This window comes from Micromonospora vinacea (genome assembly GCF_015751785.1).
GTDB classification, from domain to species: Bacteria; Actinomycetota; Actinomycetes; order Mycobacteriales; family Micromonosporaceae; genus Micromonospora; species Micromonospora vinacea.
The window spans coordinates 5485097-5506174 of the sequence record NZ_JADOTY010000001.1 but is presented as its reverse complement, the minus strand read 5'-3'; the positions used below and the strand labels follow the sequence as shown (position 1 = coordinate 5506174).

27 protein-coding genes are annotated in these 21078 nt (G+C 71.6%); 18 read left to right on the top strand and 9 right to left on the bottom strand.

Going from position 1 to position 21078, the window contains the following annotated elements; all coding sequences use genetic code 11:
* The first annotated feature begins 108 nt into the window (after window positions 1-108).
* Complete coding sequence (locus IW249_RS25955) at window positions 109-1365, top strand: MFS transporter (protein ID WP_231392653.1); 1257 nt, start codon at window positions 109-111, stop codon at window positions 1363-1365.
* On the top strand, window positions 1365-1937 hold the full coding sequence (locus tag IW249_RS25950; RefSeq protein WP_196923146.1) for a GNAT family N-acetyltransferase: 573 nt from the start codon (window positions 1365-1367) through the stop codon (window positions 1935-1937). The genes IW249_RS25955 and IW249_RS25950 overlap by 1 nt, the downstream gene beginning before the upstream one ends.
* 129 nt (window positions 1938-2066) lie before the next feature.
* Here IW249_RS25950 and IW249_RS25945 read toward each other — a convergent pair whose 3' ends face one another.
* Window positions 2067-2807, bottom strand: coding sequence for an SDR family oxidoreductase (locus IW249_RS25945; RefSeq protein WP_196923145.1), 741 nt, complete (start codon window positions 2805-2807; stop codon window positions 2067-2069).
* A gap of 126 nt (window positions 2808-2933) precedes the next feature.
* On the opposite strand from IW249_RS25945, the gene IW249_RS25940 reads away from it, so the two are divergent.
* On the top strand, window positions 2934-3416 hold the full coding sequence (locus IW249_RS25940; RefSeq protein WP_196923144.1) for an RrF2 family transcriptional regulator: 483 nt from the start codon (window positions 2934-2936) through the stop codon (window positions 3414-3416).
* Window positions 3417-3423: 7 nt separating this feature from the next.
* Here IW249_RS25940 and IW249_RS25935 read toward each other — a convergent pair whose 3' ends face one another.
* Window positions 3424-4977 (bottom strand): ArnT family glycosyltransferase, encoded by a 1554-nt coding sequence (locus IW249_RS25935; RefSeq protein WP_196923143.1) that lies wholly within the window; start codon window positions 4975-4977, stop codon window positions 3424-3426.
* A 122-nt stretch (window positions 4978-5099) separates the two neighbouring features.
* On the opposite strand from IW249_RS25935, the gene IW249_RS25930 reads away from it, so the two are divergent.
* From IW249_RS25930 to IW249_RS25915, 4 genes are all read left to right on the top strand, one after another.
* Window positions 5100-6131 carry an aldo/keto reductase gene (locus IW249_RS25930; RefSeq protein WP_196923142.1) on the top strand — a complete coding sequence of 344 codons (1032 nt, stop codon included), beginning with the start codon at window positions 5100-5102 and terminating at the stop codon, window positions 6129-6131.
* The gene (locus IW249_RS25925) at window positions 6128-6634 is read left to right on the top strand and encodes a DinB family protein (protein ID WP_196923141.1); all 507 of its coding nucleotides are present in this window, start codon (window positions 6128-6130) and stop codon (window positions 6632-6634) included. The genes IW249_RS25930 and IW249_RS25925 overlap by 4 nt, the downstream gene beginning before the upstream one ends.
* Window positions 6635-6803: 169 nt before the next feature.
* Window positions 6804-7490 carry a Type 1 glutamine amidotransferase-like domain-containing protein gene (locus IW249_RS25920; protein WP_196923140.1) on the top strand — a complete coding sequence of 229 codons (687 nt, stop codon included), beginning with the start codon at window positions 6804-6806 and terminating at the stop codon, window positions 7488-7490.
* Window positions 7491-7536: 46 nt separating this feature from the next.
* Entirely contained in the window at window positions 7537-8202 is a 666-nt protein-coding gene (locus IW249_RS25915; RefSeq protein ID WP_196923139.1) for a GNAT family N-acetyltransferase, read from the top strand.
* On the opposite strand, the gene IW249_RS25910 is transcribed toward IW249_RS25915, so the two are convergent.
* The 3 genes from IW249_RS25910 to IW249_RS25900 all read right to left on the bottom strand — a co-directional run bounded on the left by IW249_RS25910 (window position 8196) and on the right by IW249_RS25900 (window position 10747).
* Window positions 8196-9128, bottom strand: coding sequence for a hypothetical protein (locus tag IW249_RS25910; RefSeq protein ID WP_196923138.1), 933 nt, complete (start codon window positions 9126-9128; stop codon window positions 8196-8198). The genes IW249_RS25915 and IW249_RS25910 overlap by 7 nt on opposite strands.
* Window positions 9115-10398, bottom strand: a complete 1284-nt coding sequence (locus IW249_RS25905) for a hypothetical protein (RefSeq protein WP_196923137.1) — start codon at window positions 10396-10398, stop codon at window positions 9115-9117. The genes IW249_RS25910 and IW249_RS25905 overlap by 14 nt, the downstream gene beginning before the upstream one ends.
* Window positions 10399-10501: 103 nt before the next feature.
* Complete coding sequence (locus IW249_RS25900) at window positions 10502-10747, bottom strand: flavin reductase (RefSeq protein WP_196923136.1); 246 nt, start codon at window positions 10745-10747, stop codon at window positions 10502-10504.
* Window positions 10748-10960: 213 nt separating this feature from the next.
* Here IW249_RS25900 and IW249_RS25895 point away from each other — a divergent pair, with 213 nt between their 5' ends.
* Window positions 10961-11728 (top strand): DUF5753 domain-containing protein, encoded by a 768-nt coding sequence (locus tag IW249_RS25895; protein WP_196923135.1) that lies wholly within the window; start codon window positions 10961-10963, stop codon window positions 11726-11728.
* Window positions 11719-11910, top strand: a complete 192-nt coding sequence (locus IW249_RS25890) for a DUF397 domain-containing protein (RefSeq protein WP_196923134.1) — start codon at window positions 11719-11721, stop codon at window positions 11908-11910. The genes IW249_RS25895 and IW249_RS25890 overlap by 10 nt, the downstream gene beginning before the upstream one ends.
* Before the next feature lie 94 nt (window positions 11911-12004).
* Here the strand turns inward: IW249_RS25890 and IW249_RS25885 are convergent, their stop codons facing one another.
* Window positions 12005-13237, bottom strand: coding sequence for an MFS transporter (locus IW249_RS25885; protein ID WP_196923133.1), 1233 nt, complete (start codon window positions 13235-13237; stop codon window positions 12005-12007).
* 68 nt (window positions 13238-13305) lie between these two features.
* On the opposite strand from IW249_RS25885, the gene IW249_RS25880 reads away from it, so the two are divergent.
* The 8 genes from IW249_RS25880 to IW249_RS25850 all read left to right on the top strand — a co-directional run bounded on the left by IW249_RS25880 (window position 13306) and on the right by IW249_RS25850 (window position 18124).
* Window positions 13306-13821 (top strand): MarR family winged helix-turn-helix transcriptional regulator, encoded by a 516-nt coding sequence (locus IW249_RS25880; RefSeq protein ID WP_196923132.1) that lies wholly within the window; start codon window positions 13306-13308, stop codon window positions 13819-13821.
* Window positions 13822-13894: 73 nt separating this feature from the next.
* Entirely contained in the window at window positions 13895-14410 is a 516-nt protein-coding gene (locus IW249_RS25875) for a DUF2087 domain-containing protein (protein ID WP_196923131.1), read from the top strand.
* A 52-nt stretch (window positions 14411-14462) separates the two neighbouring features.
* Window positions 14463-14939 carry a MarR family winged helix-turn-helix transcriptional regulator gene (locus IW249_RS25870; RefSeq protein WP_196923130.1) on the top strand — a complete coding sequence of 159 codons (477 nt, stop codon included), beginning with the start codon at window positions 14463-14465 and terminating at the stop codon, window positions 14937-14939.
* A gap of 75 nt (window positions 14940-15014) precedes the next feature.
* Window positions 15015-15428 carry a DUF6069 family protein gene (locus tag IW249_RS25865; protein WP_196923129.1) on the top strand — a complete coding sequence of 138 codons (414 nt, stop codon included), beginning with the start codon at window positions 15015-15017 and terminating at the stop codon, window positions 15426-15428.
* 444 nt (window positions 15429-15872) lie between these two features.
* On the top strand, window positions 15873-16001 hold the full coding sequence (locus IW249_RS34835) for a hypothetical protein (RefSeq protein WP_269215338.1): 129 nt from the start codon (window positions 15873-15875) through the stop codon (window positions 15999-16001).
* Between the two features lie 30 nt (window positions 16002-16031).
* Window positions 16032-16526 (top strand): GNAT family N-acetyltransferase, encoded by a 495-nt coding sequence (locus IW249_RS25860; RefSeq protein ID WP_307788709.1) that lies wholly within the window; start codon window positions 16032-16034, stop codon window positions 16524-16526.
* Between the two features lie 102 nt (window positions 16527-16628).
* Entirely contained in the window at window positions 16629-17054 is a 426-nt protein-coding gene (locus IW249_RS25855) for an Hsp20/alpha crystallin family protein (RefSeq protein ID WP_196923128.1), read from the top strand.
* 71 nt (window positions 17055-17125) lie between these two features.
* Complete coding sequence (locus IW249_RS25850) at window positions 17126-18124, top strand: tyrosine-type recombinase/integrase (RefSeq protein WP_196923127.1); 999 nt, start codon at window positions 17126-17128, stop codon at window positions 18122-18124.
* Between the two features lie 28 nt (window positions 18125-18152).
* On the opposite strand, the gene IW249_RS25845 is transcribed toward IW249_RS25850, so the two are convergent.
* Both IW249_RS25845 and IW249_RS25840 read right to left on the bottom strand, forming a co-directional pair.
* Window positions 18153-18560, bottom strand: coding sequence for a RidA family protein (locus IW249_RS25845; RefSeq protein WP_196923126.1), 408 nt, complete (start codon window positions 18558-18560; stop codon window positions 18153-18155).
* Window positions 18561-18592: 32 nt separating this feature from the next.
* Entirely contained in the window at window positions 18593-18964 is a 372-nt protein-coding gene (locus IW249_RS25840) for a VOC family protein (protein ID WP_196923125.1), read from the bottom strand.
* A gap of 88 nt (window positions 18965-19052) precedes the next feature.
* On the opposite strand from IW249_RS25840, the gene IW249_RS25835 reads away from it, so the two are divergent.
* Window positions 19053-19898 carry an LLM class flavin-dependent oxidoreductase gene (locus tag IW249_RS25835; protein WP_196923124.1) on the top strand — a complete coding sequence of 282 codons (846 nt, stop codon included), beginning with the start codon at window positions 19053-19055 and terminating at the stop codon, window positions 19896-19898.
* Between the two features lie 6 nt (window positions 19899-19904).
* Here the strand turns inward: IW249_RS25835 and IW249_RS25830 are convergent, their stop codons facing one another.
* Window positions 19905-21068: an outer membrane protein assembly factor BamB family protein gene (locus tag IW249_RS25830; protein ID WP_196923123.1), complete on the bottom strand. Its 1164-nt coding sequence runs from the start codon at window positions 21066-21068 to the stop codon at window positions 19905-19907.
* Window positions 21069-21078: the final 10 nt, after the last annotated feature.

Here is a 21078-nt window from a genome sequence, read left to right as displayed (position 1 = left end):
AACCTCTGGTTGTGCCGCGCCGCTCAACCGGTTGTTTGATCCATGGTCACTGACCTTGCTTTGATCGCGGCGGTCAACGACGAGTTGTCGGGAGCGGGAGGTGTGGGGTTGTCCGCGAGGCGATCGCTGGGTCGGCGGTTCGGATGGTTGTGGGCGTCGTACGCGGTCAGCGCCTACGGCTCGGGACTGGGCTTCGGCGCGTTGCCGCTGATCGCCGTGCTGGTGTTGCAGGCCAGCCCCGCTCAGGTGTCCGTGTTGGCCGCGCTGGGGCCGGCGGTGGGCGCGCTGATCGCGTTGCCGCTCGGGCCGTGGGTGGAGTTCCACCGCAAGCGCCAGGTGATGATCGCGATGGACCTGGCCCGGTTCGCGGTCCTGCTGACGATTCCCGTCGCGTACGCGCTGGGCCGGCTCAGCTTCGGGCAGTTGCTTGTCGTCTCGGCCGTGGTCGCCACCGCCAGGATCGCCTTCAACGCGGCCAGCGGCGCCTTCCTCAAGGCCCTCGTGCGGCCGGACGACCTGCTGGTGGCGAACGCGCGGTTCGAGTCGACCACCTGGAGCTCGATCGCGCTCGGGCCACCGCTGGGCGGCGCCGCGGTCGGCCTGTTCGGGCCGGTCGTCACCATCGTGGCCGACGCGCTCAGCTACCTGCTCTCGGCGCTGGGCCTCGCGGCCATTCGCGGCCACGAGGAGGACCACCCCCGGCGCACCGGCGCGGCCCGGGTCCGGGCCGGTGAGCTGCTCGACGGCTGGCGGCACCTGCTCACCCACCCCGGCCTGCGGGCGCTCTACCTCAACCAGTTGCTCGTCGCGGGACTGATCATGGCCACCGAGCCGCTGCTGGCCGTACTCCTGCTCGGTGAGTTGGGTTTTCCGCCCTGGCAGTACGGCCTCGCCTTCGCCGTGCCCTGCGTCGGCGGTCTCATCGGGTCACGTCTGGCCCGTCGGGTGGTGGCGCGCTACGGCCAACACCGGATCATCCGCGCCGTGGGCACGCTGCGCGCGATCTGGCTGATCGGCCTCGCCGTCGTCCAACCCGGCGTGGTCGGTCTTGCCACCGTGATCGCCGTCGAGTTCGCGATCATCATCAGCATGAGCCTGTACAACCCGGTGCTCGCCACGTACCGCCTGGAACAGACTCCGAAGGACCGCATCGTCCGAACCCTGTCGGCCTGGTCGATCGGCAGCAGCGCGGCCATCGCCATCCTCAGCGCGCTCGGTGGGCTGCTCGCGCAGGCCACCAGCCCCCGCACGGCGATCACGGTCGCCGGGCTGCTGATCCTCGCGAGCCCGCTGCTGCTGCCCCGACGCCAGGACACCGATCGGCCGGCACCGGAGCGCCCCGCGCGGGTCTCTACGATCGCGTGATGTTCCAGCCGACCTACCCGATCCGCACCGCACGGCTCGTCCTGCGCCCGGTCACGATCGACGACCTCGACGACGTGTACGCGTTTCAGCGCCGACCCGACGTGGTGCGCTGGATGCTCGGGGCGGAGCCGCGTACCCGTGAACAGTCGCGGGCGTCGGTGCTCGCCATGGCGGGCGAGGACGCGTGGCGCGCCGAGGGTGACTGCCTGACGGTGGCCGCGGTCACCGACGCCGGGGTGATCGGAATCGTGGAGTTGGTGTGGCGCGGCCAACTGGACCGTACCGCCGAACTCGGGTTCGTCTTCCACCCCGACCACGGCGGTCGCGGGTTGGCGACGGAGGCCGCCACGGCGTTGCTGGACTGGGGGTTCGCCGAGGTCGGGCTGCACCGGGTCTACGGTCGGTGCCACGCGCGCAACGCCGCGTCGGCCCGGATGATGACGCGACTCGGCATGCGCCAGGAGGCCCGCCATGTCGAGAGTTACCTGTTCCAGGGGGAGTGGGCCGACCAGCTCGTCTTCGCGATCCTGGCGAGCGAATGGCGGGCCGGGATCAGCACGATGCGCCAGTAACCGGCCCTGCGCCGGCTGGCGCCCTGGTCAGAGACGCAACTCGGGGATACGGCCGAGAGCACGGTATCGCCGTACCCGCGCGTCGCGGCGGCGGTCGATCGCCGCCGCGAGACGCGGGGGTGTGCCTGCTCAGGCCCGGCGCGCGAGCCACTCCCGGTAGGCGGTGGGTGCGATGACGGCGTCGTCGGAGCCGGTGAGGACATCACCGGACACGGCGGCGAACATGCCGGCGGTGTTGTCGGTGGTGACGGTGCGCTGGTCACCGCTTGCGGCGAGGGTGATCCGCCCCAGCTCGTCGAGCGCGAAGACGTCGGGCCCGGCGACGTTGCGGATGCCCTGCAACGGCGCGCCCATGGTGACCTCGGCGACGGCCTGCGCCACGTCGGCGGCGGCCATCGGCTGCACCGGCGTGCTGGGCAGTCGGACGGTGGTGTCGTCGGCCGTCCAGGACAGGATCGCCTCGACGAACTCGAAGAACTGGGTGGCGCGGACGATCGAGTACGGAATGGGACCGGCCGTGAGGATCTCCTCCTGGAGGGTCTTGGCGCGGTAGTAGTCCAGGTCGGGCACCTGGTCGACGCCGACGATGGAGAGGATCACCGCGTGGCCGACGCCCGCGCGGGCGGCGGCGGCCAGCAGGTTGTCCATGGTCGTCTGGAAGAAGGCGGGCGAGGCCTCGTCGAAGGTCGGCGAGTTCGTCAGGTTGACCACGACCTCGGCGCCGGCGAGCCCGTCGGCCAGGCCCTGCCCGGTGAGCAGGTCCACCCCGGTGGACGGCGAGAGCGGCACCGCCTCGTGACCCGCGGCCTGCAGGATCTTGACGACCTGCGACCCGATGAGGCCGGTCCCGCCCAGTACGGCGATCTTCATAACCATGCACCTTCCCGTGACTGTCAGGTCCGACCGCTGAGGTTCAGCCGATACTCGGACCTTTCTTGTCCGAGAACTATACTCGGACACAATGAGTCCGAGTAACGGGGTGACTAGGGTGACGTCATGAAGATGTCCGGCGGGGTCGAGTGGGCGCTGCACTGCTGCGTGGTGCTCACCGCCAGCAACACGCCCGTTCCGGCGGCCAAGCTGGCGGAACTGCACGACGTCTCCAGCAGCTACCTCGCCAAGCAGCTCCAGTCACTGGCCCGCGCCGGCCTGATCCACTCCGTGCAGGGCAAGTCGGGCGGTTACGTGCTGACCCGCGCACCGGAGAGCATCACCCTGCTCGACGTGGTCCGGGCCGTCGACGGGCCCGGCCCCACCTTCGTCTGCACCGAGATCCGCCAGCGCGGCCCGTTCGCGACCCCGGCCGACGCCTGCACCACGCCGTGCCCGGTCGCCCGCGCGATGTGGGCGGCCGAGGACGCGTGGCGTCAGGCGCTCGCCGCCGTCACGATCGCCGATCTCGCCCGCGACGTCGACGCCACCTCCGGCCCCGAGGCCCTGGTCGGCATCCAGGCCTGGCTGACCAGCGGAGCCGGCTGAACCACTGTCAGCCGGTGTGGCGTACCTCGGTGTCCCAGATCTGCGCCCACGGACGCCGCAGCCCCCGGCACACGTGGATCGGGCCGCCGTTCTCGTCGTTCTCCACCTCGACCCGCTGATCCACCCGCCCGGCGAGCGTGCACTGCTCGAACCAGGTGTTCAGCTGGTCGGGGCGCTCCCAGCCGACGGCGATGACCACGTCCGCGTCGGCGGGCGGCCGACCGAAGTCGACCATGCTGTTGTGCCCGGAGTACGCCCGGGGCAGACCACGGGCCGGCCCGTAGCGGGCCACCGCGCCGGCCTCGCCGTAGTTGCCGGTCAGGACGACCGCCCGCGAACGCTCCTGCGGCGGCAATCCACTGTGGACGGTAGCGAGGGAGTCGGCGAACTCGGGCCAGCCGATCGTCTCGCCGGCGTCGTAGTTGACGTCGACCACGAAAGCGGGCAACCGGTCGGCCGGCAGCACCGGCAGCAGCAGCACGACGTTGGGCAGCAGGAACGGCACCACGCCCAGCGCGAGCAACCCTCGACGCCACCAGAGCGACCCGCGCGACGCCCACGCCACGGTGACCAGCGCCCCGGCGGCGGTGAGGACCAGCAACAGCGGCGCGTCGTAGTAACCCTTGCCGCCGGCGATCAGCACGATGCCGACCACCACCAGCCAGGCCCAGCCCACCGCCCGGTAGGCCCGCCACGCCGGCCGGCGCAGCAGCGCGACGAGGCCGGCGATCCAGATCGGTACGGCGTACGGGCTGATGATGACGAAGTGGAGGGTGAACGCCTCCCGACGGCCACTGTAGGAGCTGTCGCCGTCGGAGATGGATGCGGCCACGCCGAGCTGCGGAAAGCCGTGGGCCGCCTGCCAGATCAGGTTCGGCGCGGCCAGCAGCACGGTGATCCCGGCGGCGGCCAGCACCCACCGGTCGCGCAGCAGCCGACGCGGCCCGGCGATCAGCACCCCGGCGACCAGGCCCACGGCCAGCAACGCCGGCAGCAGCTTGCTGAGCATGCCCACACCGAGAGCCAGCCCGATGCCCAGCGCCCAGCGGCTGTCACCGGTGCGCAGCAGCCGCACCGCACACCACGCCGCGACCAACCAGACCAGCAGGTCGACGGTGGTGGTGCTGAGCAGGTGACCACTGGCGAGCACGATGCCGGACAGCGCGGTGAGCACCGCCGCGACGAGCTGCGCGCCCCGGCCGGCGCCCAGCTCGCGGGCGATGGCGGCGACCAGCAGCACCGCGCCGCCGGCCGCCACCGCCGACGGGGTACGCAGCACCACCAGGTTGCCCGGGGCGATCGTGTCCAGCAGCCGGGCCAGCGCCGGGACCAGCGGCCCCTGGTCGACGTAGCCCCAGTCGAGGTGTCGGCCGGCGAGCAGGAAGTACAGCTCGTCGCGGTGATAGCCGTAGCGGTCGGCGAGGAGCAACAGCGTCACTGTGGTGGCGGCGGCCACCAGCCACGGGCCGCGCGTGCGCGCGCCCGGCTCCGGCGGACGCCCCGGCCGTGGCGACTGGGCCGGCCGGTGAGGCCGGTCGATCTCGATCGCGGGCTCGCTCACCCGCTCATGATGACCGGCGAGGTGGCCTCGCGGGTGCCCGTGCCGGCGCCCGGCGGCCTCCGTGTGCAGGTGGCCCAACCGAGTGCGAAGATCGGCTTTGTCACTCGGACCGAAAGGACGATATGCGCTATCGCACTCTGGGCAGCACCGGAACCGTGGTGTCGACCCTGTGTCTGGGCACGATGACCTTCGGCGCGGAGACCGACGAGGCCGGCAGCTTCGCCCAACTGGACCGGTTCGTCGAGGCCGGTGGCACCTTCATCGACACCGCTGACGTCTACTCCGCCGGCATCTCCGAGGACATCGTCGGGCGTTGGCTACGCAGCCGACCCGACCTGCGTGACCGCCTGGTGATCGCCACCAAGGGGCGGTTCCCGATGGGCCCGGGGGCGAACGACGCCGGCCTGTCCCGGGTGCACCTCACCCGCGCCCTGGACGCCAGCCTGCGACGGCTCGGCGTCGAGGCCGTCGACCTGTACCAGGCGCACGCCTGGGACCCGCTGACCCCGCTGCCGGAGACGCTGCGGTTCTTCGACGACGCGGTCAGCGCCGGCAAGATCCGCTGCGCGGGGGTCAGCAACTTCACCGGCTGGCAGTTGCAGAAGGCCGCCCTGCTCACCCAGCACCTCAACCTCACCCCGATCGTGACCCTGCAACCGCAGTACAACCTGCTGGCCCGGGAGATCGAGTTCGAGTTGGTGCCGGTCTGTGAGAACGAGGGCATCGGCATCCTGCCGTGGTCACCGCTCGGCGGCGGTTGGCTGACCGGCAAGTACCAGCGCGACAGCACGCCCACCGGGGCGACGCGGCTCGGCGAGAACCCGCAGCGCGGCGTCGAGGCGTACGCGGGTCGCAACGCCGAGGAGCGCACCTGGCGGGTGCTCGACGCGGTCCGCCAGATCGCCGAGGACCGCGACGTGTCCATGTCGGCGGTGTCGTTGGCCTGGCTGGCGGCCCGACCGCCGGTCACCTCCGTGATCCTCGGCGCGCGTACCACCGAGCAGCTCGACGACAACCTGACCGCCGCCGACCTGGTCCTCGACGCCGAGCAGATGCGGGTGCTGGACGAGGCGAGCGCCCCGCTCGTCGGCGACTACCCGTACGGCGGCGCGGGTGTGCGCCAGCGCGCCCGTGACCTGCCGACCGGGTCATGACGTCGTTCCCCGAGCCCACCACCCCGGCCGGCAGCCGCACCGAGGTCTTCCTGCGCTACCTGGACTACTTCCGGGAGTCAGTGGTGGCCAAGGTGTCGGCGCTGGCCGAGCCGGAGCTGCGGCGCAGCCGGCTGCCGTCCGGGTGGACCCCGCTGGAGCTGCTCACCCACCTGCGCCACGTGGAGCTGCGCTGGATCGAGTGGGGCTTTCAGGGTCGCGACGTGGCCGAGCCGTGGGGCGACCGGCGAGACGACCGCTGGTACGTCGGCCCCGACGAGACCCGCGCGGATCTGGTGGCAGCACTGCGGGCGCAGGGCGCGCACACCACGGCCGTGGTGACGGCACACGACCTGGCCGAGATCGGCGCGCCGGGCCCGCGCTGGAACGGCGCGGACCCGGCGTCGCTGGAGCGGGTCCTGTTCCACCTGGTCCAGGAGTACGCCCGGCACCTGGGTCACCTCGACGTGGTCGCCGAACTCGCCGGCGGCCCGACCGGCGAGTGAGGCCGCCGGGCAGCGGCACCACCAAATCTTGGACAGTTTCCGTTACGTTCTAACGGAAACTGTCCAAGATTTGCGTGCAGAGGCGGCTGGTCCGGATGGTGCGTCGGCATGCTGGTTCTCAGGGGCAACATGATCGCGGTCATGCGGTGGCTTCAGGAGAGCGGATTCCATGAAGTTCCTTCTCACGTCGTCGGGCATCTGTAACCCGAGCATCTCCGACGCGCTCGTCGAGCTGCTGGGCAAGCCGATCGCCGAGTCCACGGCCCTGTTCATCCCCACTGGTGTCTACCCCTTTCCCGGCGGAGCCGAGAGGGCGTGGAAGGCGGTCCACGGCCGGGCTTCGATCCCGTTGTCCCAGCTCGGTTGGAAATCCCTGGGGATATTGGAACTCACCGCGCTGCCGACCATTCGAGAAGAGAACTGGGTCCCGGCGGTCCGGGAGGCCGATGCCCTCCTCGTCTGGGGCGGCGATGTGCTGTACCTGACGTACTGGCTGCGCCAGTCGGGCCTGGCCGACCTCCTGCCGTCGCTGAGTGACACGGTTTATGTGGGGGTCAGCGCCGGGAGCATCGCGGTCACCCCGTACAACTGCGACGCCGAATTCGACATCCAATTCGTCCCTGACGGCAGCGACATGGCGCAGGGTGCCGACCGGGCGCTGGGGCTTGTGGATTTCACGCTGTACCCCCACCTCAACCACCCCGACATGGAGGACACCGGGCTGTCCGACATCCAGAAGTGGGCGTCCGGGATCCCGGTCCCGACCTACGCCATCGACGACAAAACCGCCATCAAGGTGGTCGATGGCACCGTTGACGTCATCTCCGAAGGCGACTGGAGACTGATCAACCCCTGACCGGGACGTCCCTTCAGCCGAAGGCCGTCGGCTCGATAATGGGCGGATGCCGCTGCTCGTCGCACCCGCCCTGCCCGCCGGTAGCCTCGCCGCCCAGGAGCAACCCCACCTTCCGGTACGCCCCGGGCTGGCGCTGCGGCCGTGGCGTGACGACGACGCCCCGGCCGTTCGGGCCGCCTTCGACTGTCCGGTGATCCAGCGATGGCACGTGCGTCGCCTCGACAGCGACGACGAGGCACTGTCGTGGACGGCGCAGTGGGCCGGCCGTTGGCGTGACGAGAGCGCCGCCAGTTGGGCGGTCGTCGACGCCGACGACCGGCCCGTCGGTCAGGTGGGGTTGCGCGACGTGCTGCTGACCGAGGCGTCGGCGCAGGTGTCGTACTGGGTGGTGCCCACTGCGCGCAGCCGGGGGATCGCCACCGAGGCGCTGCTCGCCCTGACCCGGTGGAGCTTCAGCCGGGGCGGGTTTCACCGGCTAGCGCTGGAGCATTCGACCGGCAACGCGGCGTCCTGCCGGGTGGCCGGGCGGGCCGGTTTCGCGGAGGAGGGCGTGGCCCGCCTGTCGGTGCGTCACGCCGACGGCTGGCACGACATGCACCGGCACGCACGGTTGGCGACCTTGATGGAGTCAGGGGCCGACCGGGACGGTGGTGGTCGTTCCGTTGGTGTCGGTGACCCGGACCTCGGTGGAGGTCGCGGGCAGCATCAGTAGGGGCAGGTACGCCCGTCGCGCACCATCTGCGCGTACTCGGCGCCGGTGATGCGCAGCCGGTCGGTCCTGGTGCCGTCCTTGGCCCGACAGCCGTTCAGCGAATTGAGGTAGATCCAGGTGTGGGCCGCGTCGTCCGCGCGCCCGGTCACCTCGAACGGCTTGTCGCCGGGTGCCGAGATCACCATCGTCTGGCGTCGTCCGTCGGCGAGGTAATCCAATTCCAGTCGCCATCGGCAGTGCTGCTTGGCGCTGAGCGCTCGTACCTGGATGACGTTCTTCTCACCCCTGGGCAAGGTGATCTTGTGGGTGGCGAAGAACGGGGCACCGGCATCCTCGCTCTCCGGGTCCTCGACGAGCATCCGGGGATTCGGTCGATCCACATGTGTCACGAGGATGACCTTCTCGGAAGCGCCCTGGGAGTCGTTGGGCTCCCGGATCCCGGTGAGCGGAGGGCGGCAGGGCTCGACGAGGACGGGCCGGAGGTCGACGGCCTCCACGGCCTCGTCCCGGGTGCCGACGAGGGTGATCTCCCAGGTGCTCCGTTCGATGTCGACAGCGCCGGCCTCGACGGTCGGATCGTACGGCCCCCCAGCGTACGGGCGCGCAGCGTCCAAGCGCGCCAGGTCGGCGCCGGCGGGGTAGACGTAGCCGAGCGCGCCCTCCTCCGGGTAGGGGACGTGCTTCAGGTCGAGGACGACGAGTGGTCCCCGGCCGGCCAACTCCTCGGCCAGCTCGTTCGCCGGTTTCCACTGGTTGATCATGCCGAGAACGACGGCGCCGAGCCACGTGGCGACCGCACCGACCACGATCGTCAGCAGCCAGGTGACGGGACGTTTCCACCAGGCGACAGGTGCCGGCGCGGGGGACGACACCGGGGTCAGCGCGGCGACCTTACGGCGGCGCGGACGCTTGTTACGTGGACTCATGGACCGGAGTCTCCCGCGAATCAGTGGACGTGTCGGTGGACGTGTCGGTGTCGAGGAGCCGACGGGCCAGCAGCACGGGCAGCGCGACGAGCCAACCCCAGGCCGCGCCGAAGCGCAGCGCGGAGGTCAATTGCAGGCCCAGGGACTGCCAGGGCGCGCAGCCGGTGGGGGAGTCCGCAACCGCACAGTCGGCCAGGACGTCGGACGTCGCGGTCAGCGCGGACGCCGCGATCGTGGCACCCCAGCAGACGACCACGAGCCCGAGGCGATGCCCGGAGTTCGGCAGGCCGGAGAGCAGCGCCCAGAGCAGGAGCCACAACACCAGAAGCAGGGCGACGGCGAGCACCGACCTGTGCGCCCACACGTCCATCGACAGCGGATTCAGCTCGGCCTCGTGAGTCAGCCGGTACTCCACGTCATCGCGTCCGCGTGGCGGCGCGGACAGGGCGGGGCGATACAGGAACACCCTGAGCAACGTCAGGAATCCTCTTTCGGAATAGCTGTCCCAGACCGCCTGGGTGCCGTTGACCAGCATGAGCACCAGCACCGGAAGGACACCGGCCAGGGCAAGGTTCGCGCTGCGTCCCCGCACGTCGCCGATCAGCGGAACCCACGCTGCCGGCTCGATGTCGTCAACCGATCCCTGAGCCTCGTCGTCGACCGCGTCCGGGGCCTCGTCTTCACCTTCTTCGGTGTCTTTGTTCAGCCGGTCCAGCAGCAGTATCGCCAAGCTGGTGCAACCCACCAGGGATGCGTTCATGCCCGCGAACAGACAGCCGAAGAAGAGGGCGTCGGACGTCCAGCCGGTCAGCGTCAGGTGCGCGCTGGCGAGAAGCGTGGAGTGGTCCAGTGCCTCGTTGGCGTACCAGCCGGTGGGGGAGGTGTGGACACGGAGCACGAAGGTGGCCCACCAGAGCAGGTCCCCGATCGCCGTGGCGGTGAGGGCGGCGGCCGCGCCGGTCATCGCCGCGACGAACGGGTGCGTCCGTCGGGTGACGAGGCCGCAGGCCAGGTACGTCGACACCCCGATCAGCAGGATCACGACCCAACGGATCAGCGGCGCCACCGCGTCCATCATCGGGGCGGTCGTGGGGTCGAGGGGGGCGAAGAAGACGTACCCCTTCGCGACGAGGGTCGGGAAGTCAACGGCGGTGCGCGTGAAGGTGATCGGCTCCGCCATCGAGCGGACCTTGACGGTGACGCTCAGGTACAGCAGCGCGGCGGCCACCGTGGCGAGCACGGCGACGACAATCCTGAATGGGCGGCTCATCTGGCCGGCCTCATCCCGGGGCGGGTCGTCACGCCGTCAGTCTCTCGCATCGCGCTGCCTCGCACAGACCCGTCCGTGCCCCGCTCGGGGGTCTGACGCTGGGTCAGCGGGTTTCCGCCCAGCCGACGAAGCGCGGGGTCAGGTCGGGCAGCGCGACGTCCGGGTTGAGCTTGGCGAGGTCGACCTCGGCTGTCTCCTGGACCTTCGCCAGGTGGATCAACAGGCCCGGCCGATCCCCGCGGTACTCGCCGAGCAGGCGCAGCTTCGCGGCCGAGCACGGCCACAGGATGCCGCAGACCGGGCAGCGCCACGACGGTCGCAACGGGGAGTGCTTCGGACGCTCGGGCATCAGCTCACCGCCACGATTGCGCGACGCCGGTCCGGTGTGGACGTGGGGGGCAGGACCTGCACGCCGTCGCGCCTCACGAACAACTCGTTCTGCACAGCTTCTCCTCCTCGTTGCAGCGCCGTCTACACCGCACTTTGCCGGGGGTTGCTGGACAAACACACAGCGTTAACTAATCTTCTCGGTGCAGCGGTTTTGTTCCAGGGGAGGGACGGCATGAACCACGCCTTTGTCGCGGCGCTGGCCGCTGCGGGTCACACCGCCGAGAGCCTCGCAGGTCAACTCGGTGTGCATCCGAAGACCGTCGCCAGGTGGGCAAACCCGGGGCACATTCCCCAGAGCCGACACCGGGCGACGGTGGCAGGGCTGCTGGCGAAGGACGCCGACGCGCTGTGGCCGGACGTGGTCCGTCGCCGCGAGCCGGTGTGGTTCCGGCCGTGGGTCGACCTCGAACGCGAAGCCGTGACGCTGCGGTCGTTCGAGCTGACGTGGGTGCCCGGGCTGCTGCAGACCGAGGCGTACGCCCGGGCGACCCTGGCCGGCGGGGTGCTGACACCGGAGGCGGTCGCCGAGTTCGCCGAGGCGCGGATCAACCGGCAGGCGATCATCGGCCGGGGCGGCGGCCCGTTGCTGATCGCCGTGCTGGACGAGGGGGTGCTGAGGCGGCGCGTCGGTGACGACCGGGCGTTGATGGCGGTGCAACTGGCGCGCCTGCTCGGGCACGCCGAGGCGGGCTCCGTGCAACTGCACATCGTCCCGGCGGACGCGCCCAGCTACCCGGGGCTCGACGGACCGTTCACCATCGCCGACATGCCGGACGGGTCGCGGGTCGCGCACGTCGACAGCGCGGCACGGGCGCAGATCCTCGATCAAACGTCGGATCTTGTTAGCCTGGAACGACGGTGGGAACGTATTCGCGGCGAGGCCCTGCCCCGAGGGCGTTCGTTGGAACTCCTCAGAGAAGCGGCAGCATCATGGACATGACCGGTGCGCGGTGGCGGAAGAGCACGAAGAGCGGCGGCAACGGTGGCAACTGTGTCGAGGTTGCCGACAACCTTCCGGGCGTGGTCCTGGTCCGTGACACGAAGGACCGCGACGGCGGCACGCTGACCTTCAGCCCGCAGTCGTGGCGTAACTTCGTCGCGATGACCCGCGACGCCGGCTGACCGACCACATCGCACGGAGGCTCCCGGCATCGGCCGGGAGCCTCCGTCGTGGGTGGGCCGGACGTCGGCCGTCGCGCACCGACGATCGATCGGATCAACGGACGACGGTGGGTTCGGCCGGTTGCGGTTGCGGGGTCGCCGGCCAGGTGAGTCGGCGTACGCCGGGCACGAGCGCGGTTCCCGCGCAGGAGGCGAGGACCAGCAGGCCCGCCACGGCCAGCGGCACCGGTGCGCCGAACGCGTCGGCGGCCAACGGCGCCAGCGCGTAACCCAGCGGCATGGCGCCCAGCGACACCAGCCAGTCGTACGAGGTGACCCGGGCCAGGACCTCCGGCGGGAAGTGGTGCTGCACGACGGTTTCCCACACCGGGTTGAGGTAACCGAGGGCGGTCAGCGCCACCGCGTAGGCGGCGATCACCGCGGGGGCGGGCGCGGCGACGGCGAGCAGGAACAGCGGCGCGGCGTAGCAGGCCAGCCCGAGGTTGGCCAGCAGCACCGGCCGGTGCAGTCGGACCCGCCCGGCCAGCAGTGATCCGGTGAGCATCCCGATCGCGCCGGCCTGCAACAGCAGCACCCAGGTCGTCTCGCCGCCCAGGCGCTCGATGGCGACGGCCGGCCCGAGGGTCATCAGCACGGCGGCGGCGCCGTTCCACACGCCGTGCCCGAGCAGGCTGGTCCAGAACCAGTCGCGGGCGCGTACCTCGCCGAAGCCGTGCCGCAGGTCGGCGAGGACGGAACGGCGGGGCACCGGCACGTGGCGGACCCGCACCAGCGCGAGCAGCGTGGCGCTGAGCGCGAACGACGCGCCGTCCAGGATGAACGCCCAGCCGGGCCCGGCGGCCCAGATCAGCGCGCCGGCCAGCGCCGGCCCGGCGAGGCGGCTGGTGTTGGCGGTGATCCCCATCAGGGCGTTGGCCCGCTGCCGGTCGGCCGGCTCGACGGTGCCGGCGACCAGCGGAGACGCGGTCGGAATGGCGAACGCCGAGGCGGTGCCGCCGAGCGCGGACGCCACCACCACTGTGGTCAGCGACGGGTCGCCGCCGAGCAGTTCCACGCCGACCGCGAGTTGCGTCGCGCAGCGGACCAGGTCGGCCAGGAGGGCGACCCGGCGGGCGTCGAACCGGTCGGCCACCACACCGCCGAACGGCAGGAGGACCAGCCGGGGGACGACCGCCGCGGCGAGGACGACGGCCAGCGCGCTGGTCGAACCGGTGGCTCGCAGGACTGCCAGCGCCAGGGCGGCAGGCACCACCGCGTCGCCGAGAGCGGAGATGGTGCGGCCCAGGAAGAGCAGCCGGAAGGAGTGGTCGCGCAGTGGGTGAGCCATGATCAGAAGATACTTCGACATCGAATATTTCGGCAATGAATATTTTGGTGCCGAGTTAAACTGGCGCGGTGACCACCACCCCGGACGCCGTCGACCGGCACATCGAACGCTGGCTGCCCGTGGTGCCCGACCTCGACGCGGACGTCGAGGGGGCGGTGACCAGGATGATCCGGCTGACCCGGCATCTGCGGACCGTCAAGGAGCGGGTCCTGGTCGATCTCGACCTGTCGGCCCACGAGTACGACACGCTGCACGCCCTGGCCGGCCGCGGTGGTCGGGCGGCACCCTCGGACCTCGCCGCGGACCTTGCGATGGCGCCCGCGTCCATCACGGCGCGGGTGGACGCGCTGCTGCGGCGGGATTTCGTACGCCGGATTCCGTCGACAGTCGACCGTCGGCGCGTCGACGTGGCGCTCACCGAGGCGGGTCAGGCCGCCTGGCGCGGGGCGATGGAGATCCAGGGCGCCGAGGAGCACCGCCTGCTCGGCGCGCTCACCGCCACCGAGCGGCGACACCTCTCCGACCTGCTGCGCCGGGTGCTGCTCGTCGCCGAGCAGCCGCAGAGCGCGCCGCAGACCGACTGAGCGGACCGCCGCCGACTGAGCGGGCTGGAAATCGCGTGGCGGTCCGCGTACCGCTGATGGAAGGGTGACCGGCGTGACTGCGCATGCGCTGGCCGGGGCCCTGGCCGACGACGGACGGCGACGGATCTTCGCGGCGATCGTGCTGGGTGCGACCAGCGCGACCGAGGCCGCCGAGCGGACCGGCCTGCCGGCGCGGGTGGTGCTCACCGGGGTTCGCCGGCTCACCGACGCGGGCCTCGTCACCGGCGCGGACGGCGCGCTCGCGGCCGACGAGGCGTCGCTGCGGGCCACCGCGCGCGACGGCCGCCCCACCGACGACGCCGAGCCCGGAGCCGACCCGGTGCTGCGGACCTTCCTGCGCGCGGGCGTCCTGGTGAGTCTGCCGGCGCAGCCGAGCCGGCGGCGGGTCCTGCTCGCCCACATCGCCGAGCGGTCGTTCGAGCCGGGCATCCGCTATCCGGAGCGGGCCGTCGACGACGCGCTCAAGCCGTGGTGCGTCGCGGGAGGGTCGGATCACGTGACACTGCGCCGGTACCTGATCGACGAGCAGTTGCTCACCCGCGAGCGCGGCGTCTACCAGCGGCTCTGATCGTCCGCCGCGCGAACAGTCTCCTTGCGGAGGATCTTGCTAGCCTCGGCGCATGACCTCCTGCACGCCCTCCGATGGCCCGCCGGACCTGTTGTTCCTGCTCTCCTGGGCGAGTCACGCGTTGCAGACCGAGCACGCCGCCGGGCTGGCCGAGCTGGGCATCTCGCCGCGGGCGCACTACGTGCTGGCGCAGGCCCACACCGGTGAGCTGACCCAGCGTGAGATCGGTGAGCGGTGCGGTGTGGACAAGACCACGATGGTCGTGACGCTCGACCAGTTGGAGCGGGCCGGGCTGGCCGAGCGCCGTCCGGCGCCAACCGACCGACGGGCCCGGCTGGTCGCTGTGACTCCGGCGGGGGAGCAGGTGCTGGAGCAGGCGCAACAGGTGGTCCGGCGCATCCAGGACGACCTGCTGGCAACTCTGCCCGAACAGGACCGGGAGGCGTTCCTGCGGGCTCTCCTGGCGCTGGTGGGCGGGCCGCTGGCCAACACCTCCCCGTACGCGCCGGGCGCCCGCTCCGGCTGTTAGTTCCGAGAAAGATAGTTCCGAACAAGACTATCTGCTACGGTCGTACTCGTTCGTTTCCCTGAACGAGGAGCCGTCATGAGCGCTGCCACCGTCACGACCCCCGCGCCCTCACCACTGCGCCGCCGCGCCCTCGGCGTCGCCGCCGCCGTCGTGGCCCCCCTGGCCATCTGGGCAGTCGGTGCGCTGGCCGGCGTCGACTACACCGTCGAGAGCCCGGGCCAGCCCGCCACCGTCATCGGGGCCGGTGCGATCGTCATGATCGCCCTTGTCGCCGCCCTGCTCGGCTGGGCGGTGCTGGCGCTGCTGGAGCGGTTCGCCACCCGGGTCGCTCGACCGGTCTGGATCTCGCTGGCCATCGTCGTGACGGTGCTGTCCTTCGTCCCCGTGCTCAGCGTCGAGGCCACCGGCGGCGCCAAGCTCGCCCTCGGTGCGACGCACGTGGCCGTGGCGGCCGCGTTGATCGCCCTCCTGCCCCGCCCTCGGCGGTAACCGCACTCTGGAATTACCCGCGCCCACCTCGTGTCGCGTCCAGGAAGGTGTTCGCCCGAAGCTGTCAGCGCGATGTTGCACGCAGAGCGACAGGCGTGGCCGTGGGAGATCGTGATCGCTCCTTTGGAGCTGAATCGTTTGCCGACATCAGCGCCCATCGGGCCGACCTCTCGCCGAAGATCTTGGAAGATTTGGCCCCCCGAAGGGGCAATCTCCTTCCAAGATCTTCGGCGACACCGCTTTCGAGGGCCGCAGCCGGCACGGGGTGCTGGCAGGGGGTTACCGGCAGGGCTGATTCGTTTACGACATCAGCTCCACAGGGAACGCGGAAGGTTCTGCCGTCGGCGGGCCTCTGGCCCGGTCAGACCTTGAGTAGTACCTTCGTGCAGTCGTCTTGCTTCTTCTGGAAGATCTTGTAGCCCGACCAACCATCTGTCGTCGAGCGTGGCCAAGGAGTTGACCGCGGCTATCCGCGGCACGAGTGCCGCCGTCGTCGTCGCCACCCACGACGGGCAACTGCTGCGGGACCTGGCCAACTGGGCGCGCCTGCGCGTCGGGGAGCCGTCGAGGTAATGCCGTTGACCGGGCGGTGATGATCAACAGGTGACCGTTACCGCCCGGCCCACCTGGACGACCAGCACCAGTCGGCCCGACCACCCCGACGCTGTGCTCCTGCTCCGCGAGTACATGAGCGAGATGGTGGTTCGCTATCACCGTCGCCCGGCCCTGCCCGGCGAGGTCGACGCGGCCCTCGCCGAGATGCCCAGCGACGACCTGGCCGAACCGTCCGGGCTGCTCCTGCTCAGCCACCACGGCCCCGACCTGGCCGGTTGCGCGGGGCTTCGCTGGCAACCCGGCTGGGCCGAGCTGACCCGGGTGTTCATCCGCCCCGAGCACCGCGGCGCGGGTGGGGGCGCCGCCCTGTTGGCCGCCGTCGAGGAACAGGCCCGTGCGGCCGGGGCGGACCGGATCCGGCTCGACACCCGGCACGACCTGGTCGAGGCCCGCGCCCTGTACGCCCGGCACGGCTACGCCGAGATCCCGGCGTACTCGCACGGCCCCTACGCCGACCACTGGTTCGAGAAGCGGTTGTCCTGAGCAGTTGACGTCGGCACGCGGACGCGCTAAATAAGAAGAGGAAGTTGAGTCACCCCGGCTCAACTCATCACCTTCGGCCAGGAGAACCGAGGAGGCATGACGATGTTGATGCGTACCGACCCGTTCCGCGAGATCGACCGGCTCGCCGAGCAGTTCTTCGGTACGGCGGCCCGCCCCGCGACGATGCACCTGGACGCCTACCGCGACGGCGACCACTTCTACGCGGCGTTCGACCTGCCCGGCGTCGATCCGGACACCATCGACTGCACCGTCGAGCGCAACGTGCTCACCGTCCGCGCCGAGCGTCGCCGGCCCGCCGGCGACGGCGTCGAACTGGTCGCCGCCGAACGCCCGATGGGCACCTTCACCCGGCAACTGTTCCTCGGCGACACACTGGACACCGACAAGCTGGAGGCCGGCTACGAGAACGGGGTGCTGACGCTGCGCATCCCGGTCGCCGAGCGCGCCAAGCCCCGCCGGGTGACCATCCAGTCCAACGGCACCAGCCGCCGAGAGATCAACGCCTGACCCGACACGGTGACGGGTGGGACCGGCGCGCCTGCACGCCGATCCCACCCGAGGCTGAGAGCCTTTTTCACATGGTGTTCTCCGACGCTCCGGTGCTCGCCCGCCCGTCCGCGCCACCGGCGCTGCCGAGCGGGCCGGTCGAGGTCACCGAGGCGTGGCTGCGCAACCGGCGGCTGTCCGAGCACACCCGCGACGCCTACCGGCGTGACGTCACCGGCTGGCTCACCTGGTGCGCCGGCCGCGACCTGGACCCGCTGCGAGCCACGTTCCTGCACGTCAACGAGTACGCCCGCGCGCTGGAGAGCAGCGTCGGCGCCCGCAGCGGCCGCCCACTGACCCCGGCGACCGTCGCACGCCGACTCTCGGCGCTGTCCAGTTGGTACGACTTCCTGGTCAAACTGGGCGCAGTCCCGGCCAACCCGGTCTCCGGCGCCGACCGCCCCCGCGTCGACCGGGACCACTCCGCCACCGTCGGGCTCACCCCCGAGGAGGTGGACGCCCTGCTCAGCGCCGCCGACGCGGACACCGGCGCGACCGCCGTACGCAACCGGGCGGCGCTCGCGCTCCTCGCCGACCTGGGTCTGCGGGTCGGGGAGCTGATCTCGCTGGACCTGACCGACCTCGGCACCGAACGCGGCCACCGCAGCGTGCGCTTCGTCGGCAAGGGCGGCAAACAACGTCGCCGCGCCCTCACCCCCGGCACCGGGCACGCCCTGGACGCCTACCTGGCCCAGCGGGCCGCCGCCACGGGCGTGCCGGTGCCGCAGCTCACCGGCCCGCTGCTGGTCACCGCCAGCGGTGCCCGGCTGGACCGGCACTCGGTGTTCCGGATGGTCCGTCGGCTGGCCCGCGCCGCCGGCATCCCGGCCTGGGCGAAGCTGTCCCCGCACTCGCTGCGGCACGCCTTCGCCACCACGGCCCGCTCGGAGGGCGTGCCGTTGGAGGACGTGCAGGACGCCATGGGGCACGCCGACCCGCGCACCACCCGCCGCTACGACCGGGACCGGCACAACCTCGATCGCGACCCCGCCTACGCGGTGTGGGCCGCCCGGTCTCGTCGTCGCGGCTGAGTGCTACGCGCCCGACGCCGGGTGTCGATCAGTCGAGAACCGCAGTGGCTTCGACCTCGACGAGGAGATCAGGCTCACCCAGAGCACTGACACCCAGCAGCGTGATGGGCTTGACCAGGTCAACTCCCAGCTTCGCACCCGCCCGAGCGACGCCTTCGCCCAACAGGGGCATCTTGTCGGGTGACCAGTCGACGACGTAGATGGTCAGTTTCGCCACGTCGCCGAAGGACCCACCGATCTCGGCCAGGGCGGTGCCGATGTTGAGATAGCACTGCTCGACCTGGGTGGCGAGGTCTCCCTCGCCGACCTTTCGCCCTTCGGCATCGCGGGCCACCTGACCGGCGAGGAAGACCAGCCGGGACCCGGTTGCGATCGACAACTGACGGTAGACGTCCGGCTTCGGCAACCCGTCCGGATTGACGAGAGTGATGGCCATGCTGACTCCTTCTGTCGTTGCGCCGGGCCGTCTCAGCCCTGTGGGCGGGGGCAGATGCAGAACGGCTGCCCGATCGGGTCGAGAAGCACCACCCACCGCTCGCCACCGGGCTGGAAGGCCGGCTTCGACGCGCCCGCGGCGACGAACTTCTCCTCCGCCGCCGCCAGGTCGTCAACGTAAAGGTCCAGGTGGTAGCGCTTGTCGCCGGTCTCGTCCGGCCAGGAGGGCGGTCGGTAGCCCTCGACCAGCCCGAAGCCGATGGAGACGCCACCGGAGCTGATCATCGCGTACTCCGGTTGGCTGTGGGTGACCTCCCAGCCCAGCGCCTCGTGGTAGAACGCGGCGTGGCCGGCGGGATCGGAACTGTCGAGGTTGACCATCGCGAGGTCGGCAGAAGCTGTCACGCCGGCAGTATGCCGCCGGGGCCCGACAACTCCAGCCCGACAACCCCGACCGCGGCCGAGTGTCGGGGCCCCGCTCTACGGTCGGCGGATGAGACACGGTCTGGAGATTTCCTGCGGCGGGGCCTCGGTGGCGGTGTCCACCCTGGTCGAGTTGGGTGAGCTGGCCGAACGCGCCAACTGGGACGGCGTGTTCCTGGAGGACTATCTGATCCACTATTCCGGCGACGAGCCGTTCACCTACGACCCGTGGCTGGTCCTCGCCGCGATAGCCGGGCGCACCGACCGGGTGCGACTGGGCACCACTGTCACCGCGCTGCCCCGGCGTCGCCCGGCGAAGTTGGCGCGGGAGATCCTCACCCTCGACCACCTCAGCGCGGGCCGGGCCACCGTGGCGGTCGGTGTCGGCGACCCCGGCGACCGGGGCCTGGCCGCCTTCGGCGAGCAGACCGAGGTGTCCGTGCGGGCCGCGATGCTCGACGAGGGTCTCGACCTGCTGACCGGGCTGCTCGGCGGTGGGCGGGTCAGCCACCAGGGCACCCACTACCGCGCCGACGGGGTGTCGCTGCGACCTGCGCCGGTGCAGTCACCGCGGGTGCCGGTCTGGGTCGGCGGGAGCACCCAGGCCGGGGCCGTGCGCCGACGGGCCGCCCGCGCCGACGGCATCGTGCCGTACAAGCTCACCGACACCGACGGGTGGTCCGACTTCACCCCCGACGAGGTCCACGACCTGGTCAACGCCCTGCCATCGACGCGCGCCGACGGTCAGCCGTTCGACGTGGCGGTCGGCGGCCGACGGCGCCGCTCCGACGAAAGCGCCGAACGGGCCTACCTCGGTGAGCTGGCCGCCGCCGGCGCCACCTGGTGGCTGGAGTTCGTCCCGGCTGGCGATGCGGCCACGATGCGCGCAGCGGTTGCCCGAGGCCCGCTGCGCTGACCCAGGTCAGCGGGCGTCGAGGGGCCAGAACGTCACCTGAGCCGTGCCGTCGCGGCAGACCAACCCGGGCCCGACCCGCCGGCAGTCGGTCACACCCGCCGGAAGCACCGCTGACACCCGATGACCGTCGCGTCCCACAGTGGCGACCAGCGAGCGCCTGCCGTCCGCCGCCATCCCCAGCACCACCAGGGGTCCCGCGGTGACCCGTGGGCCCGCCACCGTGCGCCAGCGCACCCCGGCCGGCCACGTCCACACCCGCACCCCGGTGCCCGCGTCGATCGCCCAGCGTTCCTGCTCGTCCTGCCCGCAGATCAGGCCCTGGCAGGGCCGCAGGGTCAACTCACCCGCCTGCACCGGTGCCTGCCAGCGCGGCGCCAGCCCGGGCAGGTCGTACCCGGTCAGCGCCACCGCGCTGCCACTCGGGTGGCGCAGCACCAGGTGCGCGCCGACGACCTGGGGGTTGTCCGGCCCGTAGTCGGCCGGCGGCAGCCGACCCCGCCCGCGTTCGGTGCCGTCGCGGGCGTCGAGCAGCCGGGCCAGCCCGTCGTCCTGCAACAGCAGCAACTGCCCCGGCAGCGCCCGCAGCACCGCAGTGGAGGGCACCGGCACCGACCACCGGGTCGCGCCGGTCGCCGGCTCGACGAAGTGCACAGTGCCCTCGACCCGACGTCCCGGCTCGGAGGCGCTGCGCACCTCGCTCACCGCGACCACAGCGTCCCCGACCGCGTACACCCGCTCGGGTCGCCGCCACACCGGCTGGCCGGTCCGCATCGACCGCCCGGTGGTCGCCCGCGCCCCGCGCGCCTGGTCGCGTTCGACAAGCAGCAGCAGGTTACCGGCGACCTCGGCGGACCACCCGGCGGCCGGCGGCACTGTGACCCGCCACCGTGGCGGCCCGTCCGGCGCGGCCCAGTCGTAGGCGCTCAGCGTCGGTGGGTTCGGGTCGGGGTCGACGACCAGCAGCAGCGGCCCCGCGCCGAGCACTGTCGCCCGGGCCGGCACCGCCGGACCGACCTGGGGCGTCAGGCGCGCGGGCGGGGCCGCACCGCCGAGCAGCGCACAGACCGCCACCAGCGCCGCCAACCGCCAACCGGGGGACACCGGCGGCGGTGCCCGGCGCTCGTCCAGGGGCGCGCCCCGGTCGTCACCCAGCTCGATCAGCACCGACATCGGCGCCCAC

What these genes read in the sequence shown, in the direction of transcription:
- IW249_RS25950 (WP_196923146.1), top strand. Translation starts at nt 1,365, where the DNA reads ATGTTCCAGCCGACCTACCCGATCCGCACCGCACGGCTCGTCCTGCGC.
- IW249_RS25945 (WP_196923145.1), bottom strand. Translation starts at nt 2,807, where the DNA reads ATGAAGATCGCCGTACTGGGCGGGACCGGCCTCATCGGGTCGCAGGTC.
- IW249_RS25940 (WP_196923144.1), top strand. Translation starts at nt 2,934, where the DNA reads ATGAAGATGTCCGGCGGGGTCGAGTGGGCGCTGCACTGCTGCGTGGTG.
- IW249_RS25930 (WP_196923142.1), top strand. Translation starts at nt 5,100, where the DNA reads ATGCGCTATCGCACTCTGGGCAGCACCGGAACCGTGGTGTCGACCCTG.
- IW249_RS25925 (WP_196923141.1), top strand. Translation starts at nt 6,128, where the DNA reads ATGACGTCGTTCCCCGAGCCCACCACCCCGGCCGGCAGCCGCACCGAG.
- IW249_RS25920 (WP_196923140.1), top strand. Translation starts at nt 6,804, where the DNA reads ATGAAGTTCCTTCTCACGTCGTCGGGCATCTGTAACCCGAGCATCTCC.
- IW249_RS25915 (WP_196923139.1), top strand. Translation starts at nt 7,537, where the DNA reads ATGCCGCTGCTCGTCGCACCCGCCCTGCCCGCCGGTAGCCTCGCCGCC.
- IW249_RS25910 (WP_196923138.1), bottom strand. Translation starts at nt 9,128, where the DNA reads ATGAGTCCACGTAACAAGCGTCCGCGCCGCCGTAAGGTCGCCGCGCTG.
- IW249_RS25905 (WP_196923137.1), bottom strand. Translation starts at nt 10,398, where the DNA reads ATGAGCCGCCCATTCAGGATTGTCGTCGCCGTGCTCGCCACGGTGGCC.
- IW249_RS25900 (WP_196923136.1), bottom strand. Translation starts at nt 10,747, where the DNA reads ATGCCCGAGCGTCCGAAGCACTCCCCGTTGCGACCGTCGTGGCGCTGC.
- IW249_RS25895 (WP_196923135.1), top strand. Translation starts at nt 10,961, where the DNA reads ATGAACCACGCCTTTGTCGCGGCGCTGGCCGCTGCGGGTCACACCGCC.
- IW249_RS25890 (WP_196923134.1), top strand. Translation starts at nt 11,719, where the DNA reads ATGGACATGACCGGTGCGCGGTGGCGGAAGAGCACGAAGAGCGGCGGC.
- IW249_RS25885 (WP_196923133.1), bottom strand. Translation starts at nt 13,237, where the DNA reads ATGGCTCACCCACTGCGCGACCACTCCTTCCGGCTGCTCTTCCTGGGC.
- IW249_RS25870 (WP_196923130.1), top strand. Translation starts at nt 14,463, where the DNA reads ATGACCTCCTGCACGCCCTCCGATGGCCCGCCGGACCTGTTGTTCCTG.
- IW249_RS25865 (WP_196923129.1), top strand. Translation starts at nt 15,015, where the DNA reads ATGAGCGCTGCCACCGTCACGACCCCCGCGCCCTCACCACTGCGCCGC.
- IW249_RS25855 (WP_196923128.1), top strand. Translation starts at nt 16,629, where the DNA reads ATGTTGATGCGTACCGACCCGTTCCGCGAGATCGACCGGCTCGCCGAG.
- IW249_RS25850 (WP_196923127.1), top strand. Translation starts at nt 17,126, where the DNA reads ATGGTGTTCTCCGACGCTCCGGTGCTCGCCCGCCCGTCCGCGCCACCG.
- IW249_RS25845 (WP_196923126.1), bottom strand. Translation starts at nt 18,560, where the DNA reads ATGGCCATCACTCTCGTCAATCCGGACGGGTTGCCGAAGCCGGACGTC.
- IW249_RS25835 (WP_196923124.1), top strand. Translation starts at nt 19,053, where the DNA reads ATGAGACACGGTCTGGAGATTTCCTGCGGCGGGGCCTCGGTGGCGGTG.
- IW249_RS25830 (WP_196923123.1), bottom strand. Translation starts at nt 21,068, where the DNA reads ATGTCGGTGCTGATCGAGCTGGGTGACGACCGGGGCGCGCCCCTGGAC.